General features: G+C 68.3%; 20 protein-coding genes and 1 other RNA gene. 13 read left to right on the top strand and 8 right to left on the bottom strand.

Annotation, left to right across the window (positions count from 1 at the left end):
- Window positions 1-36: 36 nt before the first annotated feature.
- Window positions 37-134: signal recognition particle sRNA small type (ffs, locus tag WG924_RS26020), an RNA gene on the bottom strand.
- Window positions 135-282: 148 nt separating this feature from the next.
- On the opposite strand from ffs, the gene nudC reads away from it, so the two are divergent.
- From nudC to WG924_RS25985, 7 genes are all read left to right on the top strand, one after another.
- On the top strand, window positions 283-1,254 hold the full coding sequence (nudC, locus tag WG924_RS26015; protein ID WP_345935949.1) for an NAD(+) diphosphatase: 972 nt from the start codon (window positions 283-285) through the stop codon (window positions 1,252-1,254).
- Window positions 1,255-1,257: 3 nt separating this feature from the next.
- Complete coding sequence (locus WG924_RS26010) at window positions 1,258-1,971, top strand: response regulator transcription factor (protein ID WP_345935948.1); 714 nt, start codon at window positions 1,258-1,260, stop codon at window positions 1,969-1,971.
- The gene (locus tag WG924_RS26005) at window positions 1,964-3,445 is read left to right on the top strand and encodes a sensor histidine kinase (protein WP_345935947.1); all 1,482 of its coding nucleotides are present in this window, start codon (window positions 1,964-1,966) and stop codon (window positions 3,443-3,445) included. Before WG924_RS26010 ends, WG924_RS26005 begins: the two co-directional genes overlap by 8 nt.
- A 96-nt stretch (window positions 3,446-3,541) precedes the next feature.
- Window positions 3,542-4,429 carry a glycosyltransferase family 2 protein gene (locus WG924_RS26000; protein WP_345935946.1) on the top strand — a complete coding sequence of 296 codons (888 nt, stop codon included), beginning with the start codon at window positions 3,542-3,544 and terminating at the stop codon, window positions 4,427-4,429.
- Window positions 4,426-4,782, top strand: a complete 357-nt coding sequence (locus tag WG924_RS25995) for a lipid-A-disaccharide synthase N-terminal domain-containing protein (RefSeq protein ID WP_345935945.1) — start codon at window positions 4,426-4,428, stop codon at window positions 4,780-4,782. Before WG924_RS26000 ends, WG924_RS25995 begins: the two co-directional genes overlap by 4 nt.
- The gene (locus tag WG924_RS25990) at window positions 4,779-6,626 is read left to right on the top strand and encodes an ArnT family glycosyltransferase (RefSeq protein WP_345935944.1); all 1,848 of its coding nucleotides are present in this window, start codon (window positions 4,779-4,781) and stop codon (window positions 6,624-6,626) included. The genes WG924_RS25995 and WG924_RS25990 overlap by 4 nt, the downstream gene beginning before the upstream one ends.
- Window positions 6,627-6,665: 39 nt before the next feature.
- Entirely contained in the window at window positions 6,666-7,220 is a 555-nt protein-coding gene (locus WG924_RS25985; protein ID WP_345935943.1) for a hypothetical protein, read from the top strand.
- Window positions 7,221-7,252: 32 nt separating this feature from the next.
- On the opposite strand, the gene WG924_RS25980 is transcribed toward WG924_RS25985, so the two are convergent.
- The 4 genes from WG924_RS25980 to WG924_RS25965 form a co-directional block, all read right to left on the bottom strand.
- Window positions 7,253-8,500, bottom strand: a complete 1,248-nt coding sequence (locus WG924_RS25980; protein WP_345935942.1) for a PA0069 family radical SAM protein — start codon at window positions 8,498-8,500, stop codon at window positions 7,253-7,255.
- A gap of 88 nt (window positions 8,501-8,588) precedes the next feature.
- Entirely contained in the window at window positions 8,589-9,128 is a 540-nt protein-coding gene (moaB, locus tag WG924_RS25975; RefSeq protein WP_345935941.1) for a molybdenum cofactor biosynthesis protein B, read from the bottom strand.
- Between the two features lie 119 nt (window positions 9,129-9,247).
- Window positions 9,248-11,122, bottom strand: coding sequence for a lytic transglycosylase domain-containing protein (locus WG924_RS25970; RefSeq protein WP_345935940.1), 1,875 nt, complete (start codon window positions 11,120-11,122; stop codon window positions 9,248-9,250).
- 153 nt (window positions 11,123-11,275) lie between these two features.
- Window positions 11,276-12,232, bottom strand: coding sequence for a uracil-DNA glycosylase (locus WG924_RS25965; RefSeq protein WP_412767147.1), 957 nt, complete (start codon window positions 12,230-12,232; stop codon window positions 11,276-11,278).
- A gap of 204 nt (window positions 12,233-12,436) precedes the next feature.
- Between WG924_RS25965 and WG924_RS25960 the strand changes: the two genes are divergently transcribed.
- Window positions 12,437-14,065, top strand: a complete 1,629-nt coding sequence (locus WG924_RS25960) for an electron transfer flavoprotein-ubiquinone oxidoreductase (protein ID WP_345935938.1) — start codon at window positions 12,437-12,439, stop codon at window positions 14,063-14,065.
- A 107-nt stretch (window positions 14,066-14,172) separates the two neighbouring features.
- On the opposite strand, the gene WG924_RS25955 is transcribed toward WG924_RS25960, so the two are convergent.
- Window positions 14,173-14,868, bottom strand: a complete 696-nt coding sequence (locus WG924_RS25955) for a TetR family transcriptional regulator (protein ID WP_345935937.1) — start codon at window positions 14,866-14,868, stop codon at window positions 14,173-14,175.
- 276 nt (window positions 14,869-15,144) lie between these two features.
- On the opposite strand from WG924_RS25955, the gene WG924_RS25950 reads away from it, so the two are divergent.
- The 3 genes from WG924_RS25950 to WG924_RS25940 are packed head-to-tail and all read left to right on the top strand — an operon-like array spanning window position 15,145 to window position 21,099.
- Entirely contained in the window at window positions 15,145-16,344 is a 1,200-nt protein-coding gene (locus WG924_RS25950; protein ID WP_345935936.1) for an efflux RND transporter periplasmic adaptor subunit, read from the top strand.
- Window positions 16,341-19,511, top strand: coding sequence for an efflux RND transporter permease subunit (locus WG924_RS25945; RefSeq protein WP_345935935.1), 3,171 nt, complete (start codon window positions 16,341-16,343; stop codon window positions 19,509-19,511). The genes WG924_RS25950 and WG924_RS25945 overlap by 4 nt, the downstream gene beginning before the upstream one ends.
- Window positions 19,498-21,099, top strand: coding sequence for an efflux transporter outer membrane subunit (locus WG924_RS25940; RefSeq protein ID WP_345935934.1), 1,602 nt, complete (start codon window positions 19,498-19,500; stop codon window positions 21,097-21,099). Before WG924_RS25945 ends, WG924_RS25940 begins: the two co-directional genes overlap by 14 nt.
- 96 nt (window positions 21,100-21,195) lie before the next feature.
- Here WG924_RS25940 and WG924_RS25935 read toward each other — a convergent pair whose 3' ends face one another.
- Both WG924_RS25935 and WG924_RS25930 read right to left on the bottom strand, forming a co-directional pair.
- Window positions 21,196-21,888 carry a response regulator gene (locus WG924_RS25935; RefSeq protein ID WP_345935933.1) on the bottom strand — a complete coding sequence of 231 codons (693 nt, stop codon included), beginning with the start codon at window positions 21,886-21,888 and terminating at the stop codon, window positions 21,196-21,198.
- Window positions 21,889-21,967: 79 nt separating this feature from the next.
- Window positions 21,968-22,246: a hypothetical protein gene (locus tag WG924_RS25930; RefSeq protein ID WP_345935932.1), complete on the bottom strand. Its 279-nt coding sequence runs from the start codon at window positions 22,244-22,246 to the stop codon at window positions 21,968-21,970.
- Window positions 22,247-22,722: 476 nt separating this feature from the next.
- Here WG924_RS25930 and WG924_RS25925 point away from each other — a divergent pair, with 476 nt between their 5' ends.
- On the top strand, window positions 22,723-25,806 hold the full coding sequence (locus WG924_RS25925) for a CheR family methyltransferase (RefSeq protein WP_345935931.1): 3,084 nt from the start codon (window positions 22,723-22,725) through the stop codon (window positions 25,804-25,806).
- 11 nt (window positions 25,807-25,817) lie between these two features.
- Complete coding sequence (locus WG924_RS25920) at window positions 25,818-26,201, top strand: response regulator (RefSeq protein ID WP_345935930.1); 384 nt, start codon at window positions 25,818-25,820, stop codon at window positions 26,199-26,201.
- Window positions 26,202-26,246: the final 45 nt, after the last annotated feature.

The following is a 26,246-nucleotide window of genomic DNA, read 5'->3' as shown; positions in this document are numbered from 1 at the left end:
GGCGGGCCGCCTGGACCCGCGACGAGAATAAGTGAGGTGGAAGACTGGACAGCGACCCGGATCGCGAACTCGTTACGGCTGCTGCCTTCCGGCCCTGACCGGTTTGGCGAGGCTCTCCGCCCGCGCCAGCCTTCCGGGGTGCACTATGGGGATCGTGTCCCGGCTTTGCAAGCCCGCTATGCGGCTGATGCCACGCGGGGACAGTGACGCGCCCCCGTGCTATCGTCCCCGACATTGCCGCCAAGAGCCCCGATAAGACGCTGCGTTCCGAGGTCCAGACCGATGTACGATCCCCATGATCCCGACCGCCCGAATGTTCTGGCGGGCCTGCGCATCGACCGCGCCGGCCGCCATCGCCGCGACGATGCCTGGCTGTCCGCCCGTCAGGCGGCGCCCGAGGCCCGCACCGTGCTGATCTGGCGCGACCAGACCGTGGTGGTGCCGATGGGTGGTGGTGCCGCCGTCGCGCTGCTGGCCGATCTGGCCGGGCTGATGCAGGCGGCGCGCGATCTGCTGGACGACCCGCCGGTCTATCTGGGCGATGTCGATGGCCGGCCGCTGTTCGCGGTGGACATCACCCGGGTCGAGGATCTGGCCGGGCTGCTGGGCGGGCTGACGCCTGACGATCCGGCGATGGACATCGCCGCCGCGGCACCGGTGGATCTGCGGCAGGCGGCATCGACCCTCGACGATCAGCAGGCGGCGCTGGTCGCCTATGGCCGGGCGATGGCGCATTGGCACCGTCGGCACCGGTTCTGCGGCGTGTGCGGCGCACCGACCGAGGCGCGCCAGGGCGGCCATGTCCGCCGCTGCACCTCCGAGACCTGCGGCACCGAGCATTTTCCGCGCACCGACCCGGCGGTGATCATGCTGGCGGTGAAGGACGACTGGTGCGTGCTGGGCCGCCAGCCGCGCTTTCCGGCCGGGATGTATTCCACCCTGGCGGGGTTTCTGGAGCCGGGCGAAAGCCTGGAGGAATGCGTGCGCCGCGAGATGATGGAAGAAGTGGGCTTGAGGATCGGCCGGGTCAGCTATCGCCACAGCCAGCCCTGGCCGTTTCCGGCCTCGCTGATGGTGGGATTCCGCGCCGAGGTGCTGGAAGGCGGGCCGCTGGATATCGACCATCACGAGCTGGAAGACGCGCTATGGGTGCATCGCGATGAGCTGCGCGACCCGGAATTGTCGCCGGTGACCCTGCCGCACCGGATCTCGATCGCCCGTCGCCTGATCGACGAATGGATGGCGGAGCGCTGACCGATGCGGGTTCTGCTGGTCGAGGATGACGACCGTCTGGCCGAGGCCGTGACATTGGGGCTGACGCAGGCGGGGTTCGCCCTCGATCGGGTCGAGGATGGCGAGGGCGCCGAGGCGGCGCTGGCGGTGAGCCGGTTCGATGCGGTGGTGCTGGATCTGGGGCTGCCCGATATCGACGGGCTGGACCTTGTGCGCCGCTGGCGCGACCGCGGCCTGACCGTGGCGGTACTGATCCTGACCGCGCGTGACGGCATCCGCGACCGGGTGGCGGGGCTGGACCGGGGCGCCGACGACTATCTGCCCAAACCCTTCGCCATGCCGGAACTGGCGGCGCGGTTGCGGGCGCTGATGCGACGCCCCGGCGGCACGCTGGGCGTGGACATCACCTGCGGCGATCTGTCGTTCGACACCATCGGCCGCGAGACCCGGGTGAACGGCCGTGTGGTGTCGCTGGGCCGGCGCGAGACCGGGCTGCTGGAAGTGCTGTTGCGCCGCCAGGGCCGGGTGGTGCCCAAGGATGCCGCCGAAGAGGCGGTGTATGGTTTCGACGACGCCGCCAGCGCCAACACCCTGGAGGTGCTGGTGCATCGGCTGCGCAAGCGGCTGGATGCGGCCGGATCGTCGGTGCGCATCCACACCCTGCGCGGCCTGGGCTATCTGCTGGATGGCGGGGATGGCGATGGCGGGGTTGGCGATGGCGGGGGAGGGCATGGCTGACCGGGCGACCCCGGGCGGCTGGTCGCTGGCCCGCCGGGTGGCGTTGCGCGCGGTGCTGGCGGCGGTGCTGGTGCTGGGCGCGATCCTGACGGTGCTGGTGCTGGAGCTTCAGGATGTGCGCGACGATCTGGACGATCAGTCGCTGCAGGCGCAGGCCCGGCAGATCATGCGTTTTCTGGACATGACGGGGGTTGTGACGGGCCGGCCGGTGTTCGCGCCGCCGCCGGCGGTGGCGGCGCTCTATGGCGACCCGGCCGGCAATCAGGCCTTCGCGCTGGTCGATGGCACCGGCCGGCTGGTGCTGGGGTCGGCCGGCATCGACGGGCCGCTGGCCGATCTCGGCGACATGCCGGCGGCCACCGCGCCGGGTGATCCGCCCGGATTGCCGGATCTGGGCATCCCGTTTCGAACCATCACCGATGGCGGCCGCAGCCTGACCGGCGCCAGCTTTGCCGTGATGCTGGGCGACCGGGCGATGATGCTGCAGGTGGGCCAGGGCCCCGATCACCCCGATGTGCTGGCCGACAGCCTGATCGAAGAGTTTCTGGAAACCGCCGCCTGGTGGGTGGTGGGGGCGTTCACGGTGCTGATCGCGGTGACCTTGTGGACGATCCGCGACGGGCTGGCGCCGCTGCGGCGGCTGTCGGCGCGCGCCGCCCGGATCGGCCCCGCGACCAGCGGCGTGCGGCTGGCCGACGGGTTGAAGCCGGCCGATCTGCCGCGCGAGGTGGCGCCGCTGGTGGAGGCGATCGACCGGGCGCTGGACCGGCTGGATGGGGCGCTCGACCATCAGCGCAGCTTCATCGCCGATGCCGCCCATGAACTGCGCACGCCCATCGCCGCGCTGCGGGCGCGGGTGGAGGCGACGCTGCCGGCCGATCAGGCGCGGTTGCTGGCCCCGGATTTCGACCGGCTGGCCCGGTTGGCCGGCCAGCTTCTGCGGCTGGCCGAGGTCGACACCCTGGCGATTGGGGCCGATGAGCGGGCGGATCTGGCGGCGATCGGCCGCGACGTGCTGGCCGATCTGGCGCCGCTGGCGGTGCAGCGCGGCCGCAGCCTGGCGCTGGATGGCGCCGCACGGCCGGTGACGGTGCGCGGTCGCGCCGAGCCATTGGCGCGGCTGCTGCGCAATCTGGTGGAAAACGGCCTGGCTCATTGTCCGGCCGGCGGCACGGTGACGGTGCGGGTGCAGGCGCCCGCCCACGGCGCCGGGGCGGAACTGCTGGTCGAGGATGACGGGCCGGGCATCCCGCAGGACCGCCGCGACCGGATCTTCGAACGCTTCTGGCGGGCGGATCGCCGGCGCGGCGACGGTGCCGGGCTCGGCCTGGCGATCGTGCAGCGGATCGCCGACGCTCATGGTGCCGGGGTGTCGGTGGGGGACGGTCCGGCCGGTGGCGCCTGCTTCCGGCTGCGGTTTCCGCCGGTCGACCGCCCGGTATCGACCGGCCGGGCGGATGGGGGGCCTGCGTAAGGCAGGGGTAAGTGCCGGCGCCTAGGGTTGGGACGGTGATGGCGATGCCGCTTCGGCACCGCCGCACCTCCACCCCCTGAAGGCGAGGCCCCTGCCATGCCCCCGAGCCCGCATTCCACGCCGCTGAGCGTGCCTCTGAACGGGGGCCCATTGTTCAGCGTTGTGCTGCCGGTACGCGACGAGGCGGCGGCGATCCTGCCGCTGATCGCCGAAATCCACAGCGCCTTTGCCGATGGCATCGTCGACGTCGCCGGATACGAGATCATCGCGGTTGATGACGGCAGCACCGACGGGTCGCCCCGGCTGCTGAGCGCCGCGGCATCGGTGGATCGGCGGCTGGTCGTGCGCAGCCACGATCGCGGGCGCGGCCAGAGCGCCGCGATGGTGACCGGTGCCCGTATGGCGCGCGGGCTGGTGATCGCCACCCTGGATGCCGACGGTCAGAACGATCCGGCCGATCTGGCGCGTCTGATCCGGCGCTGGCTGGCGGAGGTCGGCGAGACCGGCCGCGGCGTGATGGTGGCCGGCCATCGGGTGGGCCGGGCCGACGGGCCATGGCGCAAACTGGTGTCGCTGGTCGCCAATGGCATCCGCAGCCGGGCACTGTCGGACGGCACACCCGACAGTGGCTGCGGCCTGCGGGTGATCGCCCGCGCCGACCTGTTGTCGCTGCCGCTGTTCGACCATGCCCACCGGTTTCTGCCCAGCCTGATGACCGCCGCCGGCGGCCGGGTGGTCTCGATGACCGTGACCGATCGCCGGCGCCGGGGCGGACGATCAAAATATCGCACCATCACCCGCGCGGTTCAGGGCGTGATCGACCTGGCCGGTGTCGCATGGTTGCAGGCGCGGCTGCGGCCGATCGACCCGATCGGTGCGGCGGTGGTCGCCGCCGAGGGCGCGCGGCCCGATCTGGTGCCGGTGCTGGTGCCGTTGATCGATGTCGCGCGCGCGGCCTCGCGCAAGGGTGAGGCGGTGGCATGAGCCTGATTCTGACCATCATGGATGCCCTGAACCCCGGACCCGGCTGGATGCCCGATCTGTGGGGGATCGATCTGTGGCTTGTGGTGGGCTTTGCCGGCCAGTCGCTGTTTTCGGCCCGGTTCATGGTGCAGTGGCTGGCGAGCGAGCGCCGCCGCCACAGCTATATCCCGGTGGTGTTCTGGTATCTGAGCCTGGGCGGCGGCGCGTTGCTGTTCGTGTATGCCATCAAGCGCGGCGACCCGGTGTTCATTGCCGGCCAGGGCGTGGGGCTGGTGGTGTATCTGCGCAATCTGGTGCTGATCCGGAAAAGCCGGCAGCCCGCCGCCGCCGACCGGAGGATGACGGCGGCATGACGATGGCGGTGGGACGGCCCGGCAGCCGCGGCCATACGGGCGTCGGCCTGAAGGCCGCATGGGGCGATATCGCCCTGGCGGCATCGATGGTGCTGGCGCTGGCGGTGGTGACCATCGCCCTGCGCCCGCCCCTGCCGGTGGATGAAACCCGCTATCTGACCGTGGCCTGGGACATGGCCCGGTCGGGCAGCGTGCTGGTGCCGCATCTGGATGGCAGCGGCTATACCCACAAGCCGCCGCTGCTGTTCTGGGCGATCCGGCTGGTCTGGGCGCTGACCGGGGTGTCCGAGACCGGCGCGCGCGCGGTGCCGTTTCTGTTTCTGGCGGCATTGCTGGCGGCGACCCATGGCCTGGGGCGGCGGCTGTGGCCCGACCGGCCGGGGGTGGCGGGGCTGGCCCTGCCGCTGCTGGTGGCGATGGGGCCGATGACCGTCTTTGCGACCCTGGTGATGTTCGATGTGCCGGTGGCGCTGGGCGTGGTGCTGGCCTTGACCGGCCTCTATGGCGGCGCCACCCGTGGCCGGCGGCGCGACTGGGCGCTGATGGCGGCGGGGCTGGGGCTGGGGCTGCTGGCCAAGGGGCCGGTGGCGGCGGTGTTCGTGCTGCCGGCGCTGCTGGCGGCGCCGGCCTGGGCGCCCGTGGCCGCCGATGCCGGCGGCGCGCGCCGGCCGGCGCGCGGCTGGCGGCGCTTTGCCGCCGGTGGCGCGCTGGCCAGTCTTGGCGGGATTGCCATGCTGCTGGCCTGGGCCCTGCCGGCCGCCATGGCCGGCGGCCCCGATTTCGCGCGGATGCTGCTGTGGGGGCAGACCGCCGGCCGGGTGGTGCAGGCCTTCGACCATGCCCGGCCCTGGTGGTTCTATCTGGCTGTGGCGCCGGCAATGGTGCTGCCGTTCCTGTTCGTGTGGCTGGCGCGCGGGCCGGCGATGCTGGCGGCGCTTCGCCACCCTGCGCGGCCGGACGAGGCCAGCCGGTTCCTTCTGGTGGTGGTGGCCGGCGCGGTTCTGGTGATGAGCCTGGTGAGCGCCAAACAGATCCACTATCTGCTGCCGATGCTGCCCCCTCTGGCGCTGCTGATCGCACGCTTTGCCGCACCTGCGGCCGCTGCCGCCGCCGCCGGCCCTGACGACGCCCGATTGCCGGCGGGCCGGCGGTGGCCGCGCCGGATGACGGCGGCGCTGCGGAGAGCATGGGTGCTGCCGGCGCTGGGTGTGGGGCTGGCCGGGGCGGCGGCGGCGGTGGTGCCGCGGGCGGCCGGGCTGGCTGCCGCCGACGGGATCATGCCGGGGCCGCTGCTGATGGCGCTGGCGCTGATCGCGCTGGCGGTGGGGGCGGCATGGCGGCTGCGTGGGCATCTGCGGCATGCGGCGGCGCTGTGGGTTCTGACCGTGATCGCGATCACCATCTATGGCGGGCTGGGGCCGTTCGCGGCTTTCGACGTGCGGCCGATCGCGCGGGTCGTGGCCGGGCTTGCCGCATCCGGCGGTGTGGTCGGGTTTGCCGCATCCGGCGGTGTGGTCGGGTTTGCCGCATCCGGCGGCGGGCCGGTCGCCTATATCGGCGGCGATCATCACGGGCTGCTGGATTTCCAGGGCCGCCTGCCGGCGCCGGTGGTGCCGCTGCCGGCCGATACCGACATCCTCGCCTGGGCGGCGGCACATCCGGATGCGGTGATTGCCGGCCGGCCCGATGCCGCCGGCGCGCCCGGCTGGGCACCGGTGGCCCAGATGCCCTATCGGACGCGCCGGCTGGCGGTGTGGCGGGCGGCCGATGCTCCGGTGCGGCCGGATGATGCCGCACCACACGCGCCCGCCGAGCCGGAGCGTCGTGGCAGACTGGGTGGTTGATGGCCGCAGATGGCCGAACCGCGCCGGGGATAGCTGCCGATGCCTGACAAGACCACCAGACCCATGACCGTCGCGACAGATGGCCGCTCCCCTGACCCCGCCCCCGACCCCACACCCGACGCCGGCTCCGATCCGGCCAGGCCAGTCTTGTCGCAGGCGCTGGACGCGCGACACACGGTGCTGCTGGCGCGGCTGGCCCGGGCGGCGCATCTGATTCTGCGTCGGGCGGCGGCCAGACAGGCGGCACTGGACATGGCCGGCGATGTGTATGGCTGCACCGCGCTGGTGGGACTGCAAGCGAGGGTGCTGGAGGTGTTGACCGGCGTGGAGCAGGCGCAGCGCGATCTTCAGACGCGGGCCGCACCACTTGATGACGATCCGCTGGCCGTGCTGGGCGACTGGTTGACCCTGCGCCGCGGCTGGATCAGGGCCGGGCCGCCGAAGAGCATCGCCAGCGCGATCGATCTGCCAGGGCTGGTGATCGAACCCGGCTTCGTCCGCACCGGCGGCGATCCCGCTCCGCCGCCCCTGGCCGACCATGTGGACCCGGCGGCATGGCAGGACTGGTGGGACAGCGCGCCCTGGCGGCGATGAAGGGCCGAACCGCCGCACCTGATACCGGGTCTTCAGCCGCGGCCGAACAGATCCATCTGCCCGGCACGCTCGGCGGCGGTGGCGCGGATCGGGGGCGTGAACAGGGCGCTGGTCAGGCGCCAACTGGTGCGGTTGAGGCCGAGCCGCGCACAGGCCAGCCTGAAACGGTCGGCGATCAGCGCCGCCTCGGTCCCGGTGCCGGTCATCCGCCGGCCGAAGCCGCTGTCGTAAAGCGCACCACCCCGGGTGGCGCGGATGCGGGCCAGGACCCGTTCGGCCCGGTCGGGGCGTTCCAGACGCAGCCATTCATCGAACAGCCCGGCGATCTCACGCGGCAGGCGCAGCAGAATCCAGCCGGCACGCGCGGCACCGGCATCGGCCGCCGCGGCCAGGATCGCCTCCAGTTCGTGATCGGTCAGGCCCGGCACCATCGGCGCCGCCATCACGGTAACCGGTATGCCGGCGGCGGCAAGGCCCCGGATGGCGTGGATCCGCCGGGCCGGCGTGGCGGCGCGGGGTTCCATCGCCCGCGCCAGCACCGGATCGAGGGTGGTCACCGACACGGCGACCTGGGCCAGACCCGCCGCCGCCGCCGGCGCCAGCAGATCGATGTCGCGCAGCACCAGGGCCGATTTGGTGATGATGGTGAAGGGATGGCGATGGCGGGTCAGCACCTCGATCACCGCCCGGGTCAGCCGCTCGGTCTTTTCGGCCGGCTGATAGGGATCGGTGTTGCCGCCGATGGTGATCGGCGACGGCTGATAGCCGGGGCGCGCCAGATCGGCCAGCAGCGCATCGGCCAGACCGCGCTTGACCTCGATGATGGTCTCGAAATCGAGCCCCGGCGACAGGCCCAGATAGGCGTGGCTGGGCCGGGCATAGCAATAGATGCAGCCATGCTCGCAGCCCCGATAGGGGTTGATCGAGGCATCGAAGGGAATGTCGGGGCTGTCGTTGCGCGCCAGCGCCCCGCGCGCGACTACGCCGCGCAATTCGGTCGGCCTGCGCGCGACTACGCCGCGCAATTCGGTGGGCCGGCGGGCGGTGGTCTGCGTTGGCGCGTCGCCATCGACCGTGGGGACGTCGTCTGTCGCATCGGCTGCCCCGGACCAGCCGTCATCCACCGCTTCATGGACGAAGCGTTCAAACCGGCCATCGCGGTTGCTGGCGGCGCCGCGCCCGCGATGCGGCGCCAGCCCCATCCGCGCGGCCGCGGCGGCACGGTCGGATGCGGCCTTGCGGGCGCCGGGGCGGGTGGTAACGGGTTTGAACGGGTCCATCGGCAATGCTCCGGAACAAAACAGGAACATACGCAGTGTACCAGAACCCGCCCGCCATGGAAGGGCGATCAGTGCGGATAGGGCCGGATCAGACCTCGTGCTCGCGCAGCCGGGGCATCAGTTCGACGAAGTTGCACGGCCGGTGGCGGTTGTCGAGCTGCGACAGCAGGATCTCGTCCCAGGCGTCGCGGCAGGCGGAATTCGAGCCGGGCACGGCGAAGAAATAGGTGCCGCGGGCCACGCCGGCCAGCGCCCGCGACTGAATGGTCGAGGTGCCGATCTTGGCATAGGACAACCAGCGGAACAGCTCGCCGAAGCCTTCGATCGGCTTCTCGATCACCCGGCGCAGGGCTTCGGGCGTGACATCGCGGCCGGTAACGCCTGTGCCGCCGGTGGAGATGACCACATCGATCGACGGATCATCGGCCCAGGCGGAAAACTGGCGGGCAAGACCAGCCTCGTCGTCGGGCAGGATCAGCCGCGCCGCCAGTTTATGGCCGGCATCGGTGATGCGGGCCGCCAGCAGATCGCCCGAACTGTCGGTTTCCGGCGTGCGGGTGTCGGAGACCGTGAGCAAGGCGATGTTGACGGGCAGGAACGGACGGGTCTGGTCGATGCGTCCGGGCATGGGGGCTCCTCCGCCGGCTTCGGGGCTGATTTTGAACATCACCGAAGCTAGCGCGGCAGGCGGCCACGGTCCAGAGCGGGCATGGTCCAGAGCGGGCATCAAACGGGGGAGGCGATGCCTCAGCGGCCCGAGGCGATCGCCGCGTTGTCGCGGCTGACATTGCCGTCGATGGTCTCGTAAGACGGCCAGTCGCCTTCGGCGAGGGCTGCCAGCGACGGCGAGGTCTGGCCCAGGCGGCTGCGATAGATCCACAGGTTGGTCAGGACCTGTTCCAGGAAGTCGCGGGTTTCAGAGACCGGGATCGTCTCGATGAAGAACAGCGGGTCGGTTTCCTGGTCGATGCCGCGGGCATCCTGCCAGCGACGCAGATTGCCGGGGCCGGCATTATAGGCCGCCAGCACATTGACCAGATTGTTGCCGATATGGCCTTCATCCATCAGCCGGCGCAGATAGGCCTGACCGAGCTGAAGGTTGATGTCGGGGTGGTTGAGCGACAGCCCGCCGCCCAGCCCCAGGCTGCGCGCCACCAGTTGTGCCGTGCCCGGCATCAACTGCATCAGGCCGCGCGCGCCGGCGGGGCTGACCGCCTTCGGATTGAAATTGCTTTCCTTGCGCGCCAGCGCATAGAGCAGCGCCCGATCGACCGAGAAACCGCCACGCGGCCGATAGTCGGGCACGGGGAAGATCGAAGACACATCGGGCATGCCCGAGGCGGCGGCGACCTTGCGCCCGATCACCGTCGCCGCTTCCGGCGCATTAACCCGTTCAGCCAGTTCGATCACGGCCGAGGCTTCGGCGGGACCGGCGGCGGCGGCGATCAGCTCGACCTCGCTGGCGGCGCGGTCGTATTCGCCGATCTCGGCCAGCGCCAGGGCCCGTCGGGCCCCCTCGCTCTGCAGCACGCTGCGGCGCTGATCGGGGGTCACGCCGTCGCCGGCCAGACGGGGCTGCCAGAGATCGCTGGTGGGCGCGCCCAGAAGCGCGCGGGCGATCTGGCCATAGAAGGTGAGCGGCTGACGGGCGGCACGGTCGAGCCAGCCCTGCGCCTCGTCGAAGGCGCCGATCGCCAGATTGGCGCGGGCGGCCCAGAAGGCGCCGGCGGCCTCGTTCCAGGCCGACAGACCAGCGGTGCGGGCAAACAGTTCGAAATGCCGGCGGGCGACTTCAGGCTGATCCAGCTTCCAGGCCGACAGTCCGGCGATCCAGTGGCCATAGGGCGCGATCGCGGCCGAACGGTCGGCGGCGGGGCCGGCCAGATCATAGGCGCGCTGGGTGCGGCCTTCGACCAGATGCAGCATCGCCACCCGGATCCGCGCCTGATCGAGCGCCGGGCGGTCGAACAGCTTCTTCACCTCGCCCGAAGCAAGCAGTTTTTCGGCATCGTCGCCGCGGCCCTTGCGGATCAACGCGGAAATCTGCGCCTCAAGCGCGCGGGCACGTTTGGCGGCGGCACCCTTCAGGCGATCGGCGGCGGAATAGGTATCGAGCCGATCGACGGTGCTGGGCTGACGGGTGGCGGTAACGGTGGTGACAATTTCGTCTTCCGGACGCTCGGGCCGCCGGGGCCGGGCTTCGCTGCCCGGCCGACGCTTCATCGCCAGGGCATAAATGCGTTCGGCATCCGGGTGATCGCCATAGAAGGCCATCCAGTCGCGCAGTTCGTCGTAACTCGCGGTATAGGCGGTCGGATGCATCAGTCGCTGCTCGGTCACATGGCCAAGCAGCACGCGATCCCCCAGCCGGGCGATCAGCTTGTCAGCCTCCGCGAACCGGCCGTCAGATTGCAGTGCAAAAATCCGCGAATAACGATCCGCGTCCTCGGCTGAAAGCACCTGCGGCCAATCGTCGAAAGCTTCGACAAGGCCGAATCCCACCAATCCGAAGTCGGCCTCCTCGGCCGTCTCCAGGCTGATCGGTGCAGTGGTCTCTGCCCGGGCCGGTGCGGTCAACACACCGGGGGCAATGGGACCGCCGAGCAAGAGGGCCAGCGCCATCACTGGGCCCGATACCGCACGCGCGAAGCTACGTACGATATGCGGAAGATGGCGCACGTCGTTGCTGTCCGAAGCCATGATGGAAAGGTTATAGGGGAGGATGTGGTGTCGGAGCAAGCCCTGCGACGCAGCCGCTTGCGTGACACGGCATTGTCACCGGCCGGTTTCTGGTAATTTTTCCAGGCGTTCCGCGATGTGCAGCCAGTCTGTCCAGGCCAGACGTTTCTGCGCGGGCTGGCGCAGCAGATAGGCCGGATGGAAGGTGGCGAAGACCGGCACCGGCTGATCGAGGCCGTCGATCATCAGTTCGGTCGACCGGCCGCGCAGCCGGGTGATGCCCTCGGGCCGGTCGAGCAGGGCCTTTGCCGACACCCCGCCCACCGCCACCACCAGCCTTGGCCGCACCAGGGCGATATGGCGCAGCGCGAAGGGCAGGCAGGCGGCGATTTCGGCGGGCGATGGCGTGCGGTTGCCCGGCGGCCGCCAGGGCAGGACATTGGTGATATAGACTTGGCCCCGATCGCGACCGATCGCCGCCAGCATCCGGTCGAGCAATTGGCCGGAGGCACCGACGAAGGGCAGGCCGCGGCGGTCTTCCTCGGCGCCCGGCGCCTCGCCCACCAGCATCAGATCGGCTTCGGGGTTGCCGTCGGCGAAGACGGTGTGCGAGGCGGTGGCCTTGAGGGCGCAGCCTTCGAACCCGTGGAGGGCGGCTTCGAGTTCGGCCAGGGTCCGGGCTGCGGCCGCATGGGAACGGGCGCTGGCGGCCACCGCCTGCGGGCTCATCGGGTCGACGGCCGCGGGATCGGCGCGCAGCAGGACGGCCGGTCCCGGGGCTGCCGGTCCCTTGCCCGCCTGTCCTCTCTGGCCCGCCGACCCCTTGCCCGCCGACCCCTGGCCCGCCGGCGGCGCGGCCGCCGCTGTCCGGCCGGCGATGTCGGCCGGGGCCTCGGTGCCGCGCGGGCGGTTCGCGATCATGCGATCGCGGGCGGCCTCGGCGGCTGCGTACCAGTTGACGGCCTGGTCGTCCATCGACAGGTCGACACCCCACTCCAGATACCACTGGGCGAGTGCGTGAATGGCGGTTTCAGGGGTGGCTTCGGTCGACATCATGGCCTGGACTGTAGCAATTTAGCGGCTGCGCTGATAGAAAACCTTACTGAATCACGGCGTGCCGCATATATGGAAGCCGGATACAGGGAACCGTACAAGCGAGCCGGGCGTGAGCGTTGGGGGACGCGAACGGCGCCGCGTGTCGAACGAGAACGAGATCACCCGGCCGCGCCTTTGGACGAGGCGGCTTGAGGAGGGGTCATGGAACGGGAAGTCATGGAATTCGACGTGGTCATCGTTGGCGCCGGCCCTGCCGGCCTGTCGGCGGCGATCCGTCTTAAACAGCTCGCCGCCGAACACGACCACGAGGTCTCCGTCTGCGTCATCGAGAAGGGATCCGAGGTCGGCGCGCATATCCTGGCGGGCGCCTGCTTCGAACCGCGCGCGCTGGACGAGCTGATCCCCGACTGGAAGGAGAAGGGCGCGCCCCTGAAGCAGCAGGCGGTGGAAGACCGCTTCCTGATGCTGACGGAGCACAACCATATCCGGCTGCCGACGCCGCCGACCATGAACAATCATGGCAATTACGTCATCAGCCTGGCGAACTTCGTCCGCTGGCTGGGCGAGCAGGCGGAAGCCCACGAGGTCGAGGTCTATCCGGGCTTCGCCGCGGCCGAAGTGCTGTATGACGAGACCGGCGCGGTCAAGGGTGTCGCCACCGGCGATCTTGGCATCGGGCGGGATGGCGAGCAGAAATCGGGCTATACCCCGGGCGTGGAACTGCACGCCAAATACACCCTGTTCGCCGAGGGCGCGCGCGGGTCGCTGACCCGGATGCTGACCGACACATTCGATCTGCGCCGCGACTGCGAGCCGCAGACCTATGGCATCGGCATCAAGGAGCTGTGGGAGATCGATCCGGCGAAGCACAAGGCCGGGCTGATCATCCACACCATCGGCTGGCCGCTGGACACCAAGACCTATGGCGGTTCGTTCCTCTATCATATGGAGGACAATCAGGTCGCGGTGGGCTTCGTGATCGGGCTGGATTACGAGAACCCGCATCTGTCGCCTTTCGACGAGTTCCAGCGGTTCAAGCACCACCCGGCGGTGAAGGATTTCTTCGAGGGTGGCAAGCGCATCGCCTATGGCGCGCGCGCGCTGACCGAAGGCGGGCTTCAGTCGGTGCCGACCCTGGCGTTTCCGGGCGGCGCGCTGATCGGCTGCACCGCGGGCTTCATGAACGTGCCCAAGATCAAGGGCAGCCACACGGCCATGAAGACCGGCATGATGGCGGCGGAAGCGGCCTTCGAGGCGATCCGGGCCGAGCGCGGCCGCGACACGCTCGACGCCTATCCGGCCGCCTATCGGGAAAGCTGGGTGCATGAGGAATTGAGGCGGGTGCGCAACATCCGCCCGTCCTTCCACAAGGGCCTGCTGGCGGGGCTCGCCTATTCGGCGTTCGACACCTATCTGCTGCGCGGCAATGCCCCCTGGACCTTCGGCCATCACGAGGACCACAAATCGCTGAAGCCGGCATCCAAGAGCCGGAAGATCACCTATCCCAAGCCGGACGGGAAGATCAGCTTCGACAAGCTGTCCTCGGTGTTCATGTCGAACACCAACCATGAGGAGGATCAGCCGATCCACCTCAGGCTGAAAGATCCATCGATCCCGGTCAGCTACAACCTGCCGAATTTCGATGCGCCCGAGCAGCGCTACTGCCCGGCCGGTGTCTACGAGATCGTGCAGGAGGACAAGGGGCCGCGCCTGCAGATCAACGCCCAGAACTGCGTGCACTGCAAGACCTGCGACATCAAGGACCCGTCGCAGAACATCGTCTGGACGGTGCCCGAGGGCGCCGGTGGGCCGAATTACCCCAATATGTAATACCGCGACCGGCATGGCCGGTGGGGGATATGGACCAGATCAGGGGCGATGCCGCGGATGCCGTGGCATCGCCTTTGTCGTTCGGGGGATGGACCGCAGCGCCGGCTTCACGCGCCACAGGGATCGGCGGGCAGGCGGATCAGGCAGCCGGAACCCAGTTGGCGCTGTGGATCGAAGCGGCTGCCGATGGCCTGCATGCAGGCATCCACGGCGGCGATCGCCGGCCGCCGTTCGGCATCGACATCATCGGGTGGCAGCATCAGCAGGTCCGATATCGTGCCGTGGAACAGGCAGTAGCATGTTCTGGCCGCCGTGGGCGGTGTCCATCCGGCGGCCAGGCTGCCATCGGTGGCGGCGCGCCGCATCACCTTCTCGATCACCGACATGAAGTGGTTGCGGTCGCTGGCCTGACGGGCGCGCAGCACGCTGAACTCGTCATTGACGTCGGTGCGGGTGAACAGGAGCCGGAAGACCAGCCGCCGGCGTTCGTCGCCGACGATCATGCCGATGGCGTCGCGGCTGGCCTCGTGAAGCAGGTCGAGGGGCGCGCGGTCGGTGATCAGCCCGTTGGCCAGATCCTCGATCACCCGTTCCTGGGGCAGACGAACCCGTTCCAGCATCGCATCGAGCAGATCGGCCTTGTTCTTGAAGTGCCAGTAGATGGCGCCACGGGTGACGCCGGCATTGCGCGCGATGTGTTCCAGGGCACAGCGCGCCACCCCCTCGGCATCGAACACGGACGCCGCGGCGTCCATGATCTGCTGGCGGGTCTTTTCGGCATCTTCCTTGGTGCGTCTGGCCACGGTCGGTCTCGGTTCGTTCAGGTGGGGGGCGATGAGGGTGGGCGGGATCACCAGCCCGCCGGGTCGGTGTATCACGTTGTTAACAAAAAATAACCAATCTGGCGGGGATTGCCGTGACATCCGTCACTTTACATACATTCTTGAACGTATACTTTTTGTGCAGCGCATCCCCGCACCACAAGATGACGCACGAACAGGGCCGCACAGACGGCCGACCCGGGTGAGAAGACACCGCGGTCGCGTGTAGCAGGCATCGACAGAAATTTGAGGAAGAACATGGTCCGGTTTCGTTTCGGGCGGCGCGGTGGACGCGTCGGCCCCGCTGTCGTTCTGTCGACGATCGCCGCCCTGGCTCTTGCCGCCTGTGACGCGGCGGAATCCAACGCCCCCCAGCAGGGCGCTGGTCACGCGCCGCCGCCGCCGCAGGTGACGGTGGCCGAGGTGGCGCCACGCAATCTGCCGCTGAGCTTCGAGTATGCCGGGCGCGTCGCCGGCTCTCGCTCGGTGGAGGTGCGCGCCCGCGTGCCCGGCATCCTGCTGGAGCGGACCTATATGGAGGGCGCCCGCGTCAAGGCGGGCGACCTGCTGTTCCGCATCGACCCCGACACCTATCAGGCGACCCTGGCCCAGGCCGAGGCGAGCGTCGCCGAGGCGCGCGCCAATCTGGACAAGGCCGAGCGCGACTGGTCGCGCGGCTCGAAGCTGTTCAAGCAGAACGCCGTCAGCGCGTCGGAACGCGACCAGTTGCTGTCGGCGCGCGATCTGGCACGCGCGTCGCTCGCCTCGGCGGAAGCCGGGCTGAAGACCGCCACGATCAATCTGGACTATACCGAGGTGCGCGCGCCGATCGACGGTGTGACCAGCATCGAGCAGGTGTCGGAAGGCAGCCTGGTCGGCACCGGATCGACCGACAGCCTGCTGACCACCATCACCCGGCTGGACCCGGTTTATATCAACTTCTCGGTGCCGGATGACGAGCGGATGCGCCAGCGCCGCCTGATCGCGGCCAATGGCGGCGGCGATGCCGCGCGGCTGGATGTGGCGGTGACCCTGGAGGGTGTGGCTGAACCGCTGCGCGGCGCGGTCAACTTCTCAGACAGCACCATCGACCCGGCGACCGGCACCGTGCGGTTGCGCGCGGTGGTCGACAACCCCGACGAGGTGCTGATGCCCGGCCAGTTCGTGCGCATCCAGTTGGAAGGCATGACCCTGGAGAACGCGCTGGCGGTGCCCCAGATGTCGGTGCAGCAGGGCCCGAACGGCACCTTTGTCTATGTCGTCAAGGATAATGGTCAGGCTGAAGCGCGGCCGGTGGTGCTTGGCCCGACCGTCGGCGATGAGTGGGTTGTGGAACAGGGGCTGAACGCCGGCGACGACGTGGTCGTCGAGGGCAGCGTGAAGGTGCGCCCGGGCGCGCCCGTGCAGGTGGCGACCGATCGCAAGCCCGCCCCGGCCGGCGCGGAAGGTGGCGCATGATCTCGCGCTTTTTCATCGACCGCCCGGTCTTCGCGGCGGTGATCTCGATCATCATCGTGCTGGCCGGTTTCATGGCCATGCGCGCGCTGCCGATCGCCCAGTATCCTGAAATCGTGCCGCCGGAAGTGGTCGTGACCGCGACCTATCCCGGCGCCAGCCCGCAGGTGCTGTCGGAATCGGTGGCATCGCCGTTGGAGCAGGAGATCAACGGCGTCGAGAACATGCTCTACATGACCTCGAACAGCTCGGCCTCGGGCAGCCTGTCGCTGACGGTGACCTTCGCGATCGGCACCGATCCGGATCAGGCGACGATCAACATCAACAACCGGGTGCAGGCCGCCGAGGCCCTGCTGCCGGAAGAGGTGCGCCGCCAGGGCGTGCGGGTGGAGAAGCGGTCGAGTTCCATCCTTCAGGTGGTGACCCTGTCGGCCGAGGAAAGCCGGTTCAACCCGATCTATGTCAGCAATTACGCGCTGCTGAACGTGGTCGACGAGTTGAAGCGCGTGTCGGGCGTCGGCGATGCGTCGCTGTTCGGCGCCAAGGACTATTCGATGCGGATCTGGCTGAAGCCGGATGCGCTGGCCCGCTATGACCTGACGCCGACGGATGTTTCCGAGGCGATCCAGGAACAGAACGCCAATTTCGCCGCCGGTCAGTTCGGTCAGGAACCGGTCGCCGCCGACCAGCCCTTCACCTATATCGTCAAGACCCCCGGCCGCCTGCCCGACGCCGAGGCCTTCGGCAATATCATCCTCAGATCGGATGTGAACGGCGCCGCGCTGCGTCTGCGCGATGTGGCGCGCGTGGAACTGGGCGCGCAGGATTACGCCTTCCAGTCGTATTACAACGGCGCGCCATCGGTCGCGATCGGCATCTACCTGCAGCCGGGCGCCAACGCGCTGTCGACCGCCGAGGCGGTGACGGCCCGCATGGATGAGCTGTCGCAGCGCTTCCCCGACGGCATCGAATATGCGGTTCCCTATGACACCACCCTGTTCGTGCAGGTGTCGATCGAGGAGGTGATCAAGACCTTCATCGAGGCGATCGCGCTGGTGATCGTGGTGGTGTTCCTGTTCCTGCAGAGCTTCCGCGCCACGCTGATCCCGCTGATCGCGGTGCCGGTGTCGCTGATCGGCACATTCGCCGGCATGTATCTGCTGGGATTTTCCATCAACCTGCTCACCCTGTTCGGCATGGTGCTGGCGATCGGGATCGTGGTCGACGACGCCATCGTGGTGCTGGAAAACGTTGAACGGGTGATGCGCGAGAAAGGGCTTGGCCCGCGCGAGGCCGCCATCGAGGCGATGGATGAAGTCTCGGGTGCTGTGATCACCATCGTGCTGGTGCTGTGCGCGGTGTTCGTGCCCGTGGGCTTCCTCGGCGGCCTGACCGGCGAGATGTACAAGCAGTTCGCCATCACCATCGCGGTATCGGTGTTCATCTCAGGGATCGTGGCGCTGACCCTGTCGCCGGCCATGTGCGCCCTGCTGCTGAAGCCGGGCGAGCATAAGCCCTGGGCGTTCTTCCGCTGGTTCAACCGCAATTTCGACCGGCTGACCCGTGGCTATGTCGCCGGAGTCGCATTGATCGTCAAGCGGGCGCTGATCGCGGTGCTGGTACTGGTGGCGGTGGGCGTCGCGGCCTGGGGCCTGTTCCAGAAGGTGCCGGGCGGCCTGCTGCCGGCCGAGGATCAGGGCTATGTCATCGCCCAGTCCTATCTGCCGCCCGCGGCTGCCCTGTCGCGGACCAGTGAGAGTGTGCTGGGGCTGACCGACACGTTCATGCACCATCCGGCGATCAAGCAGGTGGTGACGCTGTCGGGCTTCGATCTGCTGTCATCGGCGAACAAGACCAACGCGGGCGCCTATTTCATCATTCTGAAGGACTGGTCGGAACGCACCGATCCATCGATGGATGCGCGCAACCTGCCCGGCGCCCTGATGGGGATCGGCGCATCGGACCGCAATTCGATGACGCTGGCCTTCAACCCGCCCCCGATCATGGGCATCAGCCTGACGGGTGGTTTCGACGCCTATATCCAGAGCCGGACTGGCGGCACGGTGGCGGAACTGGAACAGGCGGTGCAGAAGGTGCTGCAGGCGGCAGGCGAACGCCCGGAGCTGACCGGCCTGTCGACCACCTTCTCGGCCAACGTGCCGCAGTATAACGTCGCGGTCGACCGCGAGAAGGCGAAGGCCCTGGGGGTGCCGATCGCCGATGTCTATACGGCGATGCAGGCGACCTTCGGTTCGCTCTATGTCAACGACTTCACGCTGTTTGGCCGCACCTTCAAGGTCAACATGCAGTCGGAAGGCGATTTTCGTCGCAGCCCGGATGACCTGCGCCATGTGTTCGTGCGCTCCGACAGCAACGAGATGATCCCGCTGGATGTGCTGGTGACCGCGAACCGCGTGGTCGGCCCGGACATGCTGGAGCGGTTCAACCTGTTCCCGGCCGCCAAGATCATGGGCCAGCCGGCCCCCGGCTTCAGCTCGGGTGAGGCGCTCGCCGCCATGGAGCAGGTGGTCGCCGAGGCGCTTCCTGAAGGCTACACCATCGGCTGGACCGGTTCCGCCTATCAGGAAAAATCGACCGCCGGCTCGGGCATGCTTGCCTTTGGCTTCGGTATTGTGATGGTGTTCCTGATTCTGGCCGCCCAGTATGAACGCTGGACCATGCCGCTGGCCGTGGTCGCGGCGGTGCCGTTCGCGGTGCTGGGCGCCCTGGTCGCGATCTGGCTGCGCGGCATCGAGAACGACGTGTATTTCCAGATCGGTCTGGTTACCCTGATCGGGCTGGCCGCCAAGAACGCCATTCTGATCGTGGAGTTCGCCATGCAGCAGCGGCGGGCCGGGCGCAGCATCGTCGAGGCGGCGGACGAGGCGGCCCGGCTGCGCTTCCGGCCGATCGTGATGACCTCGCTGGCCTTCATTCTGGGTGTGGTGCCGCTGGCGATCAGCACCGGCGCCGGTTCCGCCAGCCGGCATTCGATCGGCACCGGCGTGATCGGCGGCATGCTGTTCGCAACCTTCATCGCGATGTTCTTCGTGCCCGCATTCTATACACTGGCGGCGCGGGCCTCGCGCAAGGACCGCAACCCGCAATCCGGTACGCATCCTGAAACGACACATCGTGAAACCGCGGAGACCATTGATGCCCGCAGCTGACTTCAGCCTTCAGCCGGCCCGACCGCGCGGGCTGGCCGATCCGCATGCCCTCAGGCCCGACGCCTCCACAACGGCGCGGCGTCGGCGCCGGTCGGTGGCGACCATGCTTGCGGCAGCCCTGCTGCTGTCGGCCTGCGCGCTCGCCCCCGATGACGCTCCGCCGGTGATGGATACGGGATCGGGCTGGGGCGAACGCGGCCGCATCGCCGCGGCCGAGCGCGCCGCCGAACTGCCCGACACCGAGGTTGACGTCGACTGGTGGCGGAATTTCGACGACCCGGCCTTGACCCGGCTGGTGGAAGAGGCGCTGCTGGCCAATGACGACCTGCTGCTGGCGATCGAACGGGTGACCGAAGCCCGCGCGACCGCCCGCGGCACCGGCGCCGACCTGTTCCCGTCGCTGGACGGCAGCGGCGACGCCGCGCGCAACGGGCTGTCTGATGCCTCGCGCGCCAGCACGGGTGGCGTGGTCAACAGCTTCTCGGCGAGTGCTGCCCTGTCTTACGAGGTGGATCTATGGGGCCGGCTGAGCAATGCCGACCGCGCCGCCCGCGCACGGCTGCTCCAGACCCTGGCCAACCGCGACGTCGTGCGCCTGACGGTTGCCGCCGATACCGCCAATGCCTATCTGCAGATGCGGTCCCTTGATCTGCAGCTTGAAATCGCGGAACGCACGCTTGCCGCCCGCGAAGAGACGCTGGGGCTTCAGCAGGCGCAATACGAAGCCGGCGCGATCGACGCGCTCAATCTGGCGCAGGCGCGGTCGGAGCGGGAATCGACCCGCGCCCAGATCCCTGAGATCCGTGGTAACCGCGATCAGGCGGAGAATGCGCTGGCGGTGCTGCTGGGCCGCAGTCCGCGCGCGTTGATCGCCGACCAGATCGAGCGCGGCCGCTCGCTGGATGCCTTGCCCGAGGCGCCGGTCCCGCCCATGGGCCTGCCGTCGGAACTGCTGCTGCGCCGCCCCGATATCGCCGCGGCCGAACAGAACATCGCCGCCGCCGCGGCCGATGTCGGTGTTGCCCGGGCGGGATATTATCCCCGCCTGACGCTGACCGCATCTGGCGGTCAGCAGAGTTCGGAACTGAACGACTTCTTAAGCTCGGGCGCATCGATCTGGGGGCTGGCGTTGGGGCTGACCGGGCCGATCTTCGATTTCGGCCGTACCGATGCCCAGGTCGAGGCTGCGAAATCGCGCTTCGCCCAGGCCGCCATGAGCTATCGCCAGACCGTGCGCACCGCCTTCCGCGAGGTGCTGGACGCGCTGGCGGCACGCAGTGCCGCGGAAGGCCAGATCGAGGCACAAACCGCCCAGATCGCCGAACTGACACGGACGGTGGAACTGGCACGGCTGCGTTATGATGCCGGCTATGCCGATTATCTGGACGTGCTGGACGCCGAGCGGACGCTGCTGAATGTGGAGTTGAGCCGGGTATCGACCCGCCGCACCCTGTATTCGGCCTCGGTCGACCTTTACAAGGCGCTGGGCGGCGGTTGGGAGGGACTGGCGTGGACGACCGAGACCGTGCCGACGGAGCCCGGCACCATCCCGGTCTCCGCGCCGGCCGAGACCGGTGTGCGCGGCTGAACAGCGCCACCACACGCCTGAACACCCCTTGAACGACGAACCGCCGCGGATGGCATATCCGCGGCGGTTCGTCGTTCAAGGGGCATCCGGGCCGGGCTATTGCATCAGCTTGCGGCCGTCCGCCGCCAGAATCTGTTCCATCAGGTCGTTCAGCCACCCGGCCAGAACGACGTCCTGCGGCTTGCTGTCGGCTTCGATGATGGCGCGTTGCAGCGTGCGCTTGACCAGCCGGTCGGCTGCCGCCTGATCGGGCAGCATCAGCCGGGCGGCCAGGCGCAGCATCGGCAGCATCGAGACGATGTCGTGATCGGGCTTGATCCCGCTCCGGCGCCGTGCCGCACTGCCGGATGTGTCGATGGTGTCGGCGCGGCGCGCGCCCTCTGCCGCGACAGCGCCGGATGGAACCCTGCCGGTGGTGGCGGCAGGGCCCGTCGAGGCCGGGGCTTCATCGAACAGCGCCATCAGCAACCGCCGCCAGCTGACCGGCTTGCGCAGCTTGCTGGCATGGCGGAACCGGTCCGGGATCAGGATGTCGTCATAGCCGGTGAAGAACACGAACGGGATGTTCCGCTGCGCCAGATCATCGGCGATCGAGAACACCTGCTGCCCGTTGAGATTGATGTCGAGGATCGCCGCCTGCACCATCGGCAGAAAGGCGGCCGCCGCCTCCAGTGTCGGCGTCGGCCCCAGAACGTCCGCGCCCATATCTTCGAAGGCGCGTGCGAGATCGTCTGCCAGCAGGAACTCGTCTTCGGCGATCAGGATGCGTAAGCCTGTGAGGTTCTGCAAAACGGCCTCCATGGCGCGTGCCGTGGCACGAGGCGTCGATTAGGGGTCAAACAACATCGGCCAGACGGCCGTGCCGCTCTCAGTGCAGCTTGTTGCGCAGTTTCCGTCGCAGTTGGCGATCGACGTCGGCGTTGTGGCGCCGCCTCTCGTCCAATGCCATGGTCAGGGCTTCCTCAAGCTCCTCGGCCAGTGCCAGAAGCGATTGAGGGATGGGATCACAGGCGGCGGCCACGGCATCAGGATGAGGCTCGTGGCGCCGCGACGGCATGTGCAGGCGAATCTGATCCAGTGCAGTGCGGCCCGGCCGGCCGTCGCCCAGGGCGCCGTCCGTCTTCTTCCTGTCCGCCATTTTTTTCACCTTGGCTGTTTCTTCTGCGCGCGGCCATCCACGACCTGCGCAGGATACGGGGGCGTCTCGCCCATGCCCGCCGCGGTCATTGTGCCATCTGGCGTGCGACCATCCGGTGCGTCGCCGTCGGAAAGCCGCCTTGTGGCGCGCCACATCTTCGGAGATTTCCATCCCAACGCCGTGCGCCGCAGATGGTTCCGCCCGATCTCGCCCTGGCCCCGGGCTCGTGATCCTCGTCCCGGGCCGCCTTGTGGTCGCGGTGTCGCCCGATCCGCGCGCCCGACGATCCGCGCGCGCCGTGACCACGACCGCAATCGCCGTCCGCCGGCCGATGATCGCATTACTGTCTATATTTCGGGATCGTCACCCGGCATGTCAATTGGACAGACGTATGACGCGGAGCTTGGCCGGGCTCTGCACCTGTGCGACAAACAACGCCTTCGATTGTCTCGCAATCGATGACACCAGATCTATAGGATATTTCCATGGGAACAGACCGGCCAACGCACCTCATTGTCGGCATAGGCGCCTCCGCCGGCGGGATTCCCGCAATGGAGGGCTTCTTCAAGGGAGTGCCGCAGGGGTCGGGTCTGTCCTTCGTGGTGGTCACCCATCTGAGCCCTGAGCGCGAGAGCATGCTGCATCAGGTGATCGGCCATTACACGGATCTGCCGGTCGTCATTGCCGGCGAAGGCATGCGGGTCGAGCCCGATCATGTCTATGTCATGCCGCAGAACGCCTTGCTGAGCATCAAGGGCGGCCGTCTGACCCTGCGCCGGTTGAATGTGATGCAGCGCGAGCGCAAGCCGATCGATATCTTCTTCAGCGCACTGGCCGCCGATATGGGCGAACGGTCGGTGGGCGTGGTGCTGTCCGGGGGTGATTCCGACGGCACTCTGGGGGTCAAGGCGATCAAGGAACGGGGCGGGCTGACGCTGGCGCAGGTGGCGGACGGATCGGGGCCGCGCAATCCCGACATGCCGCAAAGCGCCATTGCCAGCGGCCTGATCGACATCGCCGTGCCGGCCGAGGAGATGGGCGGCAAGCTGGTGGAATATGCCCGCAGCTTCGATCTGCTGGATCGTCTGCCGGTGGCGTCCGGCGACACCGAGGATCTGACCGAGGCGAAGAACGCCATCTATGCCATCCTCCGCACCCAGACCTCGCATGATTTCTCGGGCTATAAGACCAACACCTTCATGCGCCGGGTCAAACGGCGGATGCAGATCGTGCAGGCGATCACGATGGATGCCTATGTCGCGCAGTTGCAGGAGAAGCCGGAAGAATGCATGAACCTCTTCCGCGATCTTCTGATCAACGTCACCAACTTCTTCCGCGATGGTGACGCCTTCGACGCGCTGGCCAGCATGGTGTTCCCACGTCTGTTCAAGAACCGGGCCGCCACCGATACGGTCCGGATCTGGGTTCCGGGCTGTGCGACGGGCGAAGAGGTCTATTCGATCGCCATTCTGGTGCGCGAGCATCTGGCGACGCTGGCGGCGGCGCCGCGCGTCCAGATCTTTGCGACCGATATCGATGACGCGGCACTGGGTGTCGCGCGCGCGGCCCGCTATCCCGAGACGCTGCTTGAGCACGTATCGCCAGAGCGGCGCGAGCGCTTCTTCACCAGCGATGGCAGCAGTTTCGTCGTCGACAAGGAGGTTCGCGACCTGTGTGTGTTCTCGCCGCACAGCGTGATCCGCGACCCGCCATTCTCACGCATGGATCTGATTTCCTGCCGCAATCTGCTGATCTATCTGGGGCCGGATGTCCAGAACCGGGTGTTGCCGACCTTTCATTATGCGCTGAAAGGCGGGGGTTACCTGTTCCTTGGCACGTCGGAGAGTGTGGGGCAGCACGGCAACCTGTTCGTGACGCTGGACAAGAAGCAGCGGCTCTTCCAGGCGCGGGAGCATGTGACCGCACCCCGCCTGCCCCTGCTGCTGGGTACCGGCGATCCGGGGTCTTTCGGCATCGCTCCGTTGCGCCGGGACGGCGGCTTGTCGCCGTCGATGCGTCAGGCGGTGGAGGCGCAGGTTCTGGAACGCTTCGCCCCCGCGCATGTGGTGGTCAACGGCGATGGCGAGGTGATCTATTACTCGGCCCGGACCGGCAGGTATCTTGAGGCACCGCAGGGGGCGCCGTCGCGGCAGTTGATCTCGATGGCGCGGCGCGGCCTGCGCGCCGATCTGCGCGCGGCGCTGCGCGAGGCGATCGAGAGCGGCCGCGCCGTGGTGCGCGAGAATGTGGCGGTCGACGAGGCCGACGACCGGGTTCAGTTCATCACCCTGACCGTTGAACCGCTGGCCGGCCGGGGCAGCGGCGAGCCGCAATTCCTGGTGCTGTTCGAGCCGGTGGGCCCAGCCCAGACCCGCGCCGAGGCCCTGAGGGGCGTCGATCCCAACGATACCGCCGATCTGGAGCGCGAGTTGCGCGACACGCGCGAGCGCCTGCAGTCGACCATTGAGGAATACGAGACTGCGTTGGAGGAACTGAAATCGTCCAACGAGGAGCTGGTGTCGGTCAACGAGGAAGCGCAATCGACCAATGAGGAACTGGAAGCCTCGAAAGAGGAGATGCAGTCGCTCAATGAAGAACTGAACACGATCAACGCCGAACTGACCGAGAAGGTCGAGGAACTCGACCGCGCCAACACCGACCTCAAGAACCTGTTCGAAAGTACCCGGATCGCGACGATCTTTCTGGACAGGGATCTGGTGATCCGCACCTTCACGCCGGCGGCATCGAGCTTCTTCAACCTGCGCATGGCCGATATCGGGCGGCCGCTGACCGACCTCGCCAGCCAGTTGGACTATCCCGACCTGAAACGGCATATCAGCGCGGTGTTCTCGTCGGGCGAGATGATCGAGCACCAACTGGCCCGCGACGAAAGCGGCGCCCATTACCTGGTTCGCCTGATCCCCTATCGCGGCAGCGACAACCGGATCAGCGGCGTGGTGGTGACCTTCGTCGACGTCACCACTCTGGCCGAGGCTCAGGACCATCAGTCGGTGCTGATTTCCGAGTTGAACCACCGGGTTAAGAACATGCTGGCAGTGGTGATCAGCATTGCCAACCGCACGCTGGAAAGCGCCCCCGACCCCAAGGCGTTCAGTGAGGCCCTGATCGGCCGACTGCATGCGATGGCGCGCGCATACGGCCTGTTGTCACGCAAAAGCTGGTCGGAAGTGGCCATGGAAGACCTGATCCGCCAGGAAATGGACCCGTTCGGCCCGGACCGCACCGTGACGGAGGGGCCGGTGATCCGGCTGAAGCCGGAACAGGGCCTGTCGCTGGGCATGGTGATCCACGAACTGGCGACCAATGCCGCCAAATACGGCGCGCTGTCGATCCATGGCGGCCGCGTGGAGATCACCTGGTCCGCCGACCAGGAGCATGTTCATCTGAACTGGGCCGAGCGGGATGGTCCGCGGGTCGGCTCGCCCGAGGAGACCGGTTTCGGTCTGCGGCTGGTCAAGGGCGAGATCGGCTACCGTCTGGGCGGAACGGTGGAAACCTTCTTCGCTCCGGACGGTTTGAAGGTGGTGATCTCGTTCCCCCTGACCTGACAGGAGACGGCATGGCCCGGCGAGCGCGTGTGCTCATCGTCGAGGACGAATGGGTCGTGGCTGAAGACCACGCGTGGCAATTGCGCCGCGCCGGCTATGACATCGCGGGGCCGATCCCCGATGTCGCCGCGGCGCTGCGGCTTCTCGACGGGGCGCCGATCGATGTGGCGATCCTGGATGTGTGGCTGAGGGGCGAGAACAGCTATGCGCTGGCCGACAGGCTGAATCGTGGCGCCATTCCCTTCGCCTTCGTGAGCGGACTGTCGGCGGGCGACCTGCCGCCACATCTGCGGCCGCACCCGATGTTGTCGAAGCCGGTGCTGCCCGACACTCTGCGGGCGATGGTCGATATGCTGCTGGACGAGACGCCGACCCCGGGCCATGAGGAACCGTAGCTCCGGCGCCGCTTGAGGCCGGTCGGCGCTGTTCCCGCGCCGTCG

Origin of the sequence: Tistrella arctica, assembly GCF_039630945.1 — a bacterium.
Taxonomy (GTDB): Bacteria; Pseudomonadota; Alphaproteobacteria; order Tistrellales; family Tistrellaceae; genus Tistrella; species Tistrella bauzanensis.
This window is presented reverse-complemented; position numbering and strand designations above follow the sequence as displayed.

What these genes read in the sequence shown, in the direction of transcription:
- WG924_RS25980 (WP_345935942.1), bottom strand. Translation starts at nt 8,500, where the DNA reads ATGGACCCGTTCAAACCCGTTACCACCCGCCCCGGCGCCCGCAAGGCC.
- WG924_RS25960 (WP_345935938.1), top strand. Translation starts at nt 12,437, where the DNA reads ATGGAACGGGAAGTCATGGAATTCGACGTGGTCATCGTTGGCGCCGGC.
- WG924_RS25945 (WP_345935935.1), top strand. Translation starts at nt 16,341, where the DNA reads ATGATCTCGCGCTTTTTCATCGACCGCCCGGTCTTCGCGGCGGTGATC.
- WG924_RS26010 (WP_345935948.1), top strand. Translation starts at nt 1,258, where the DNA reads ATGCGGGTTCTGCTGGTCGAGGATGACGACCGTCTGGCCGAGGCCGTG.
- WG924_RS25985 (WP_345935943.1), top strand. Translation starts at nt 6,666, where the DNA reads ATGCCTGACAAGACCACCAGACCCATGACCGTCGCGACAGATGGCCGC.
- WG924_RS25990 (WP_345935944.1), top strand. Translation starts at nt 4,779, where the DNA reads ATGACGATGGCGGTGGGACGGCCCGGCAGCCGCGGCCATACGGGCGTC.
- WG924_RS25995 (WP_345935945.1), top strand. Translation starts at nt 4,426, where the DNA reads ATGAGCCTGATTCTGACCATCATGGATGCCCTGAACCCCGGACCCGGC.
- WG924_RS25920 (WP_345935930.1), top strand. Translation starts at nt 25,818, where the DNA reads ATGGCCCGGCGAGCGCGTGTGCTCATCGTCGAGGACGAATGGGTCGTG.
- WG924_RS26000 (WP_345935946.1), top strand. Translation starts at nt 3,542, where the DNA reads ATGCCCCCGAGCCCGCATTCCACGCCGCTGAGCGTGCCTCTGAACGGG.
- WG924_RS25940 (WP_345935934.1), top strand. Translation starts at nt 19,498, where the DNA reads ATGCCCGCAGCTGACTTCAGCCTTCAGCCGGCCCGACCGCGCGGGCTG.
- WG924_RS25970 (WP_345935940.1), bottom strand. Translation starts at nt 11,122, where the DNA reads ATGGCGCTGGCCCTCTTGCTCGGCGGTCCCATTGCCCCCGGTGTGTTG.
- WG924_RS26005 (WP_345935947.1), top strand. Translation starts at nt 1,964, where the DNA reads ATGGCTGACCGGGCGACCCCGGGCGGCTGGTCGCTGGCCCGCCGGGTG.
- WG924_RS25925 (WP_345935931.1), top strand. Translation starts at nt 22,723, where the DNA reads ATGGGAACAGACCGGCCAACGCACCTCATTGTCGGCATAGGCGCCTCC.
- moaB (WP_345935941.1), bottom strand. Translation starts at nt 9,128, where the DNA reads ATGCCCGGACGCATCGACCAGACCCGTCCGTTCCTGCCCGTCAACATC.
- WG924_RS25965 (WP_412767147.1), bottom strand. Translation starts at nt 12,232, where the DNA reads ATGTCGACCGAAGCCACCCCTGAAACCGCCATTCACGCACTCGCCCAG.
- WG924_RS25950 (WP_345935936.1), top strand. Translation starts at nt 15,145, where the DNA reads ATGGTCCGGTTTCGTTTCGGGCGGCGCGGTGGACGCGTCGGCCCCGCT.
- nudC (WP_345935949.1), top strand. Translation starts at nt 283, where the DNA reads ATGTACGATCCCCATGATCCCGACCGCCCGAATGTTCTGGCGGGCCTG.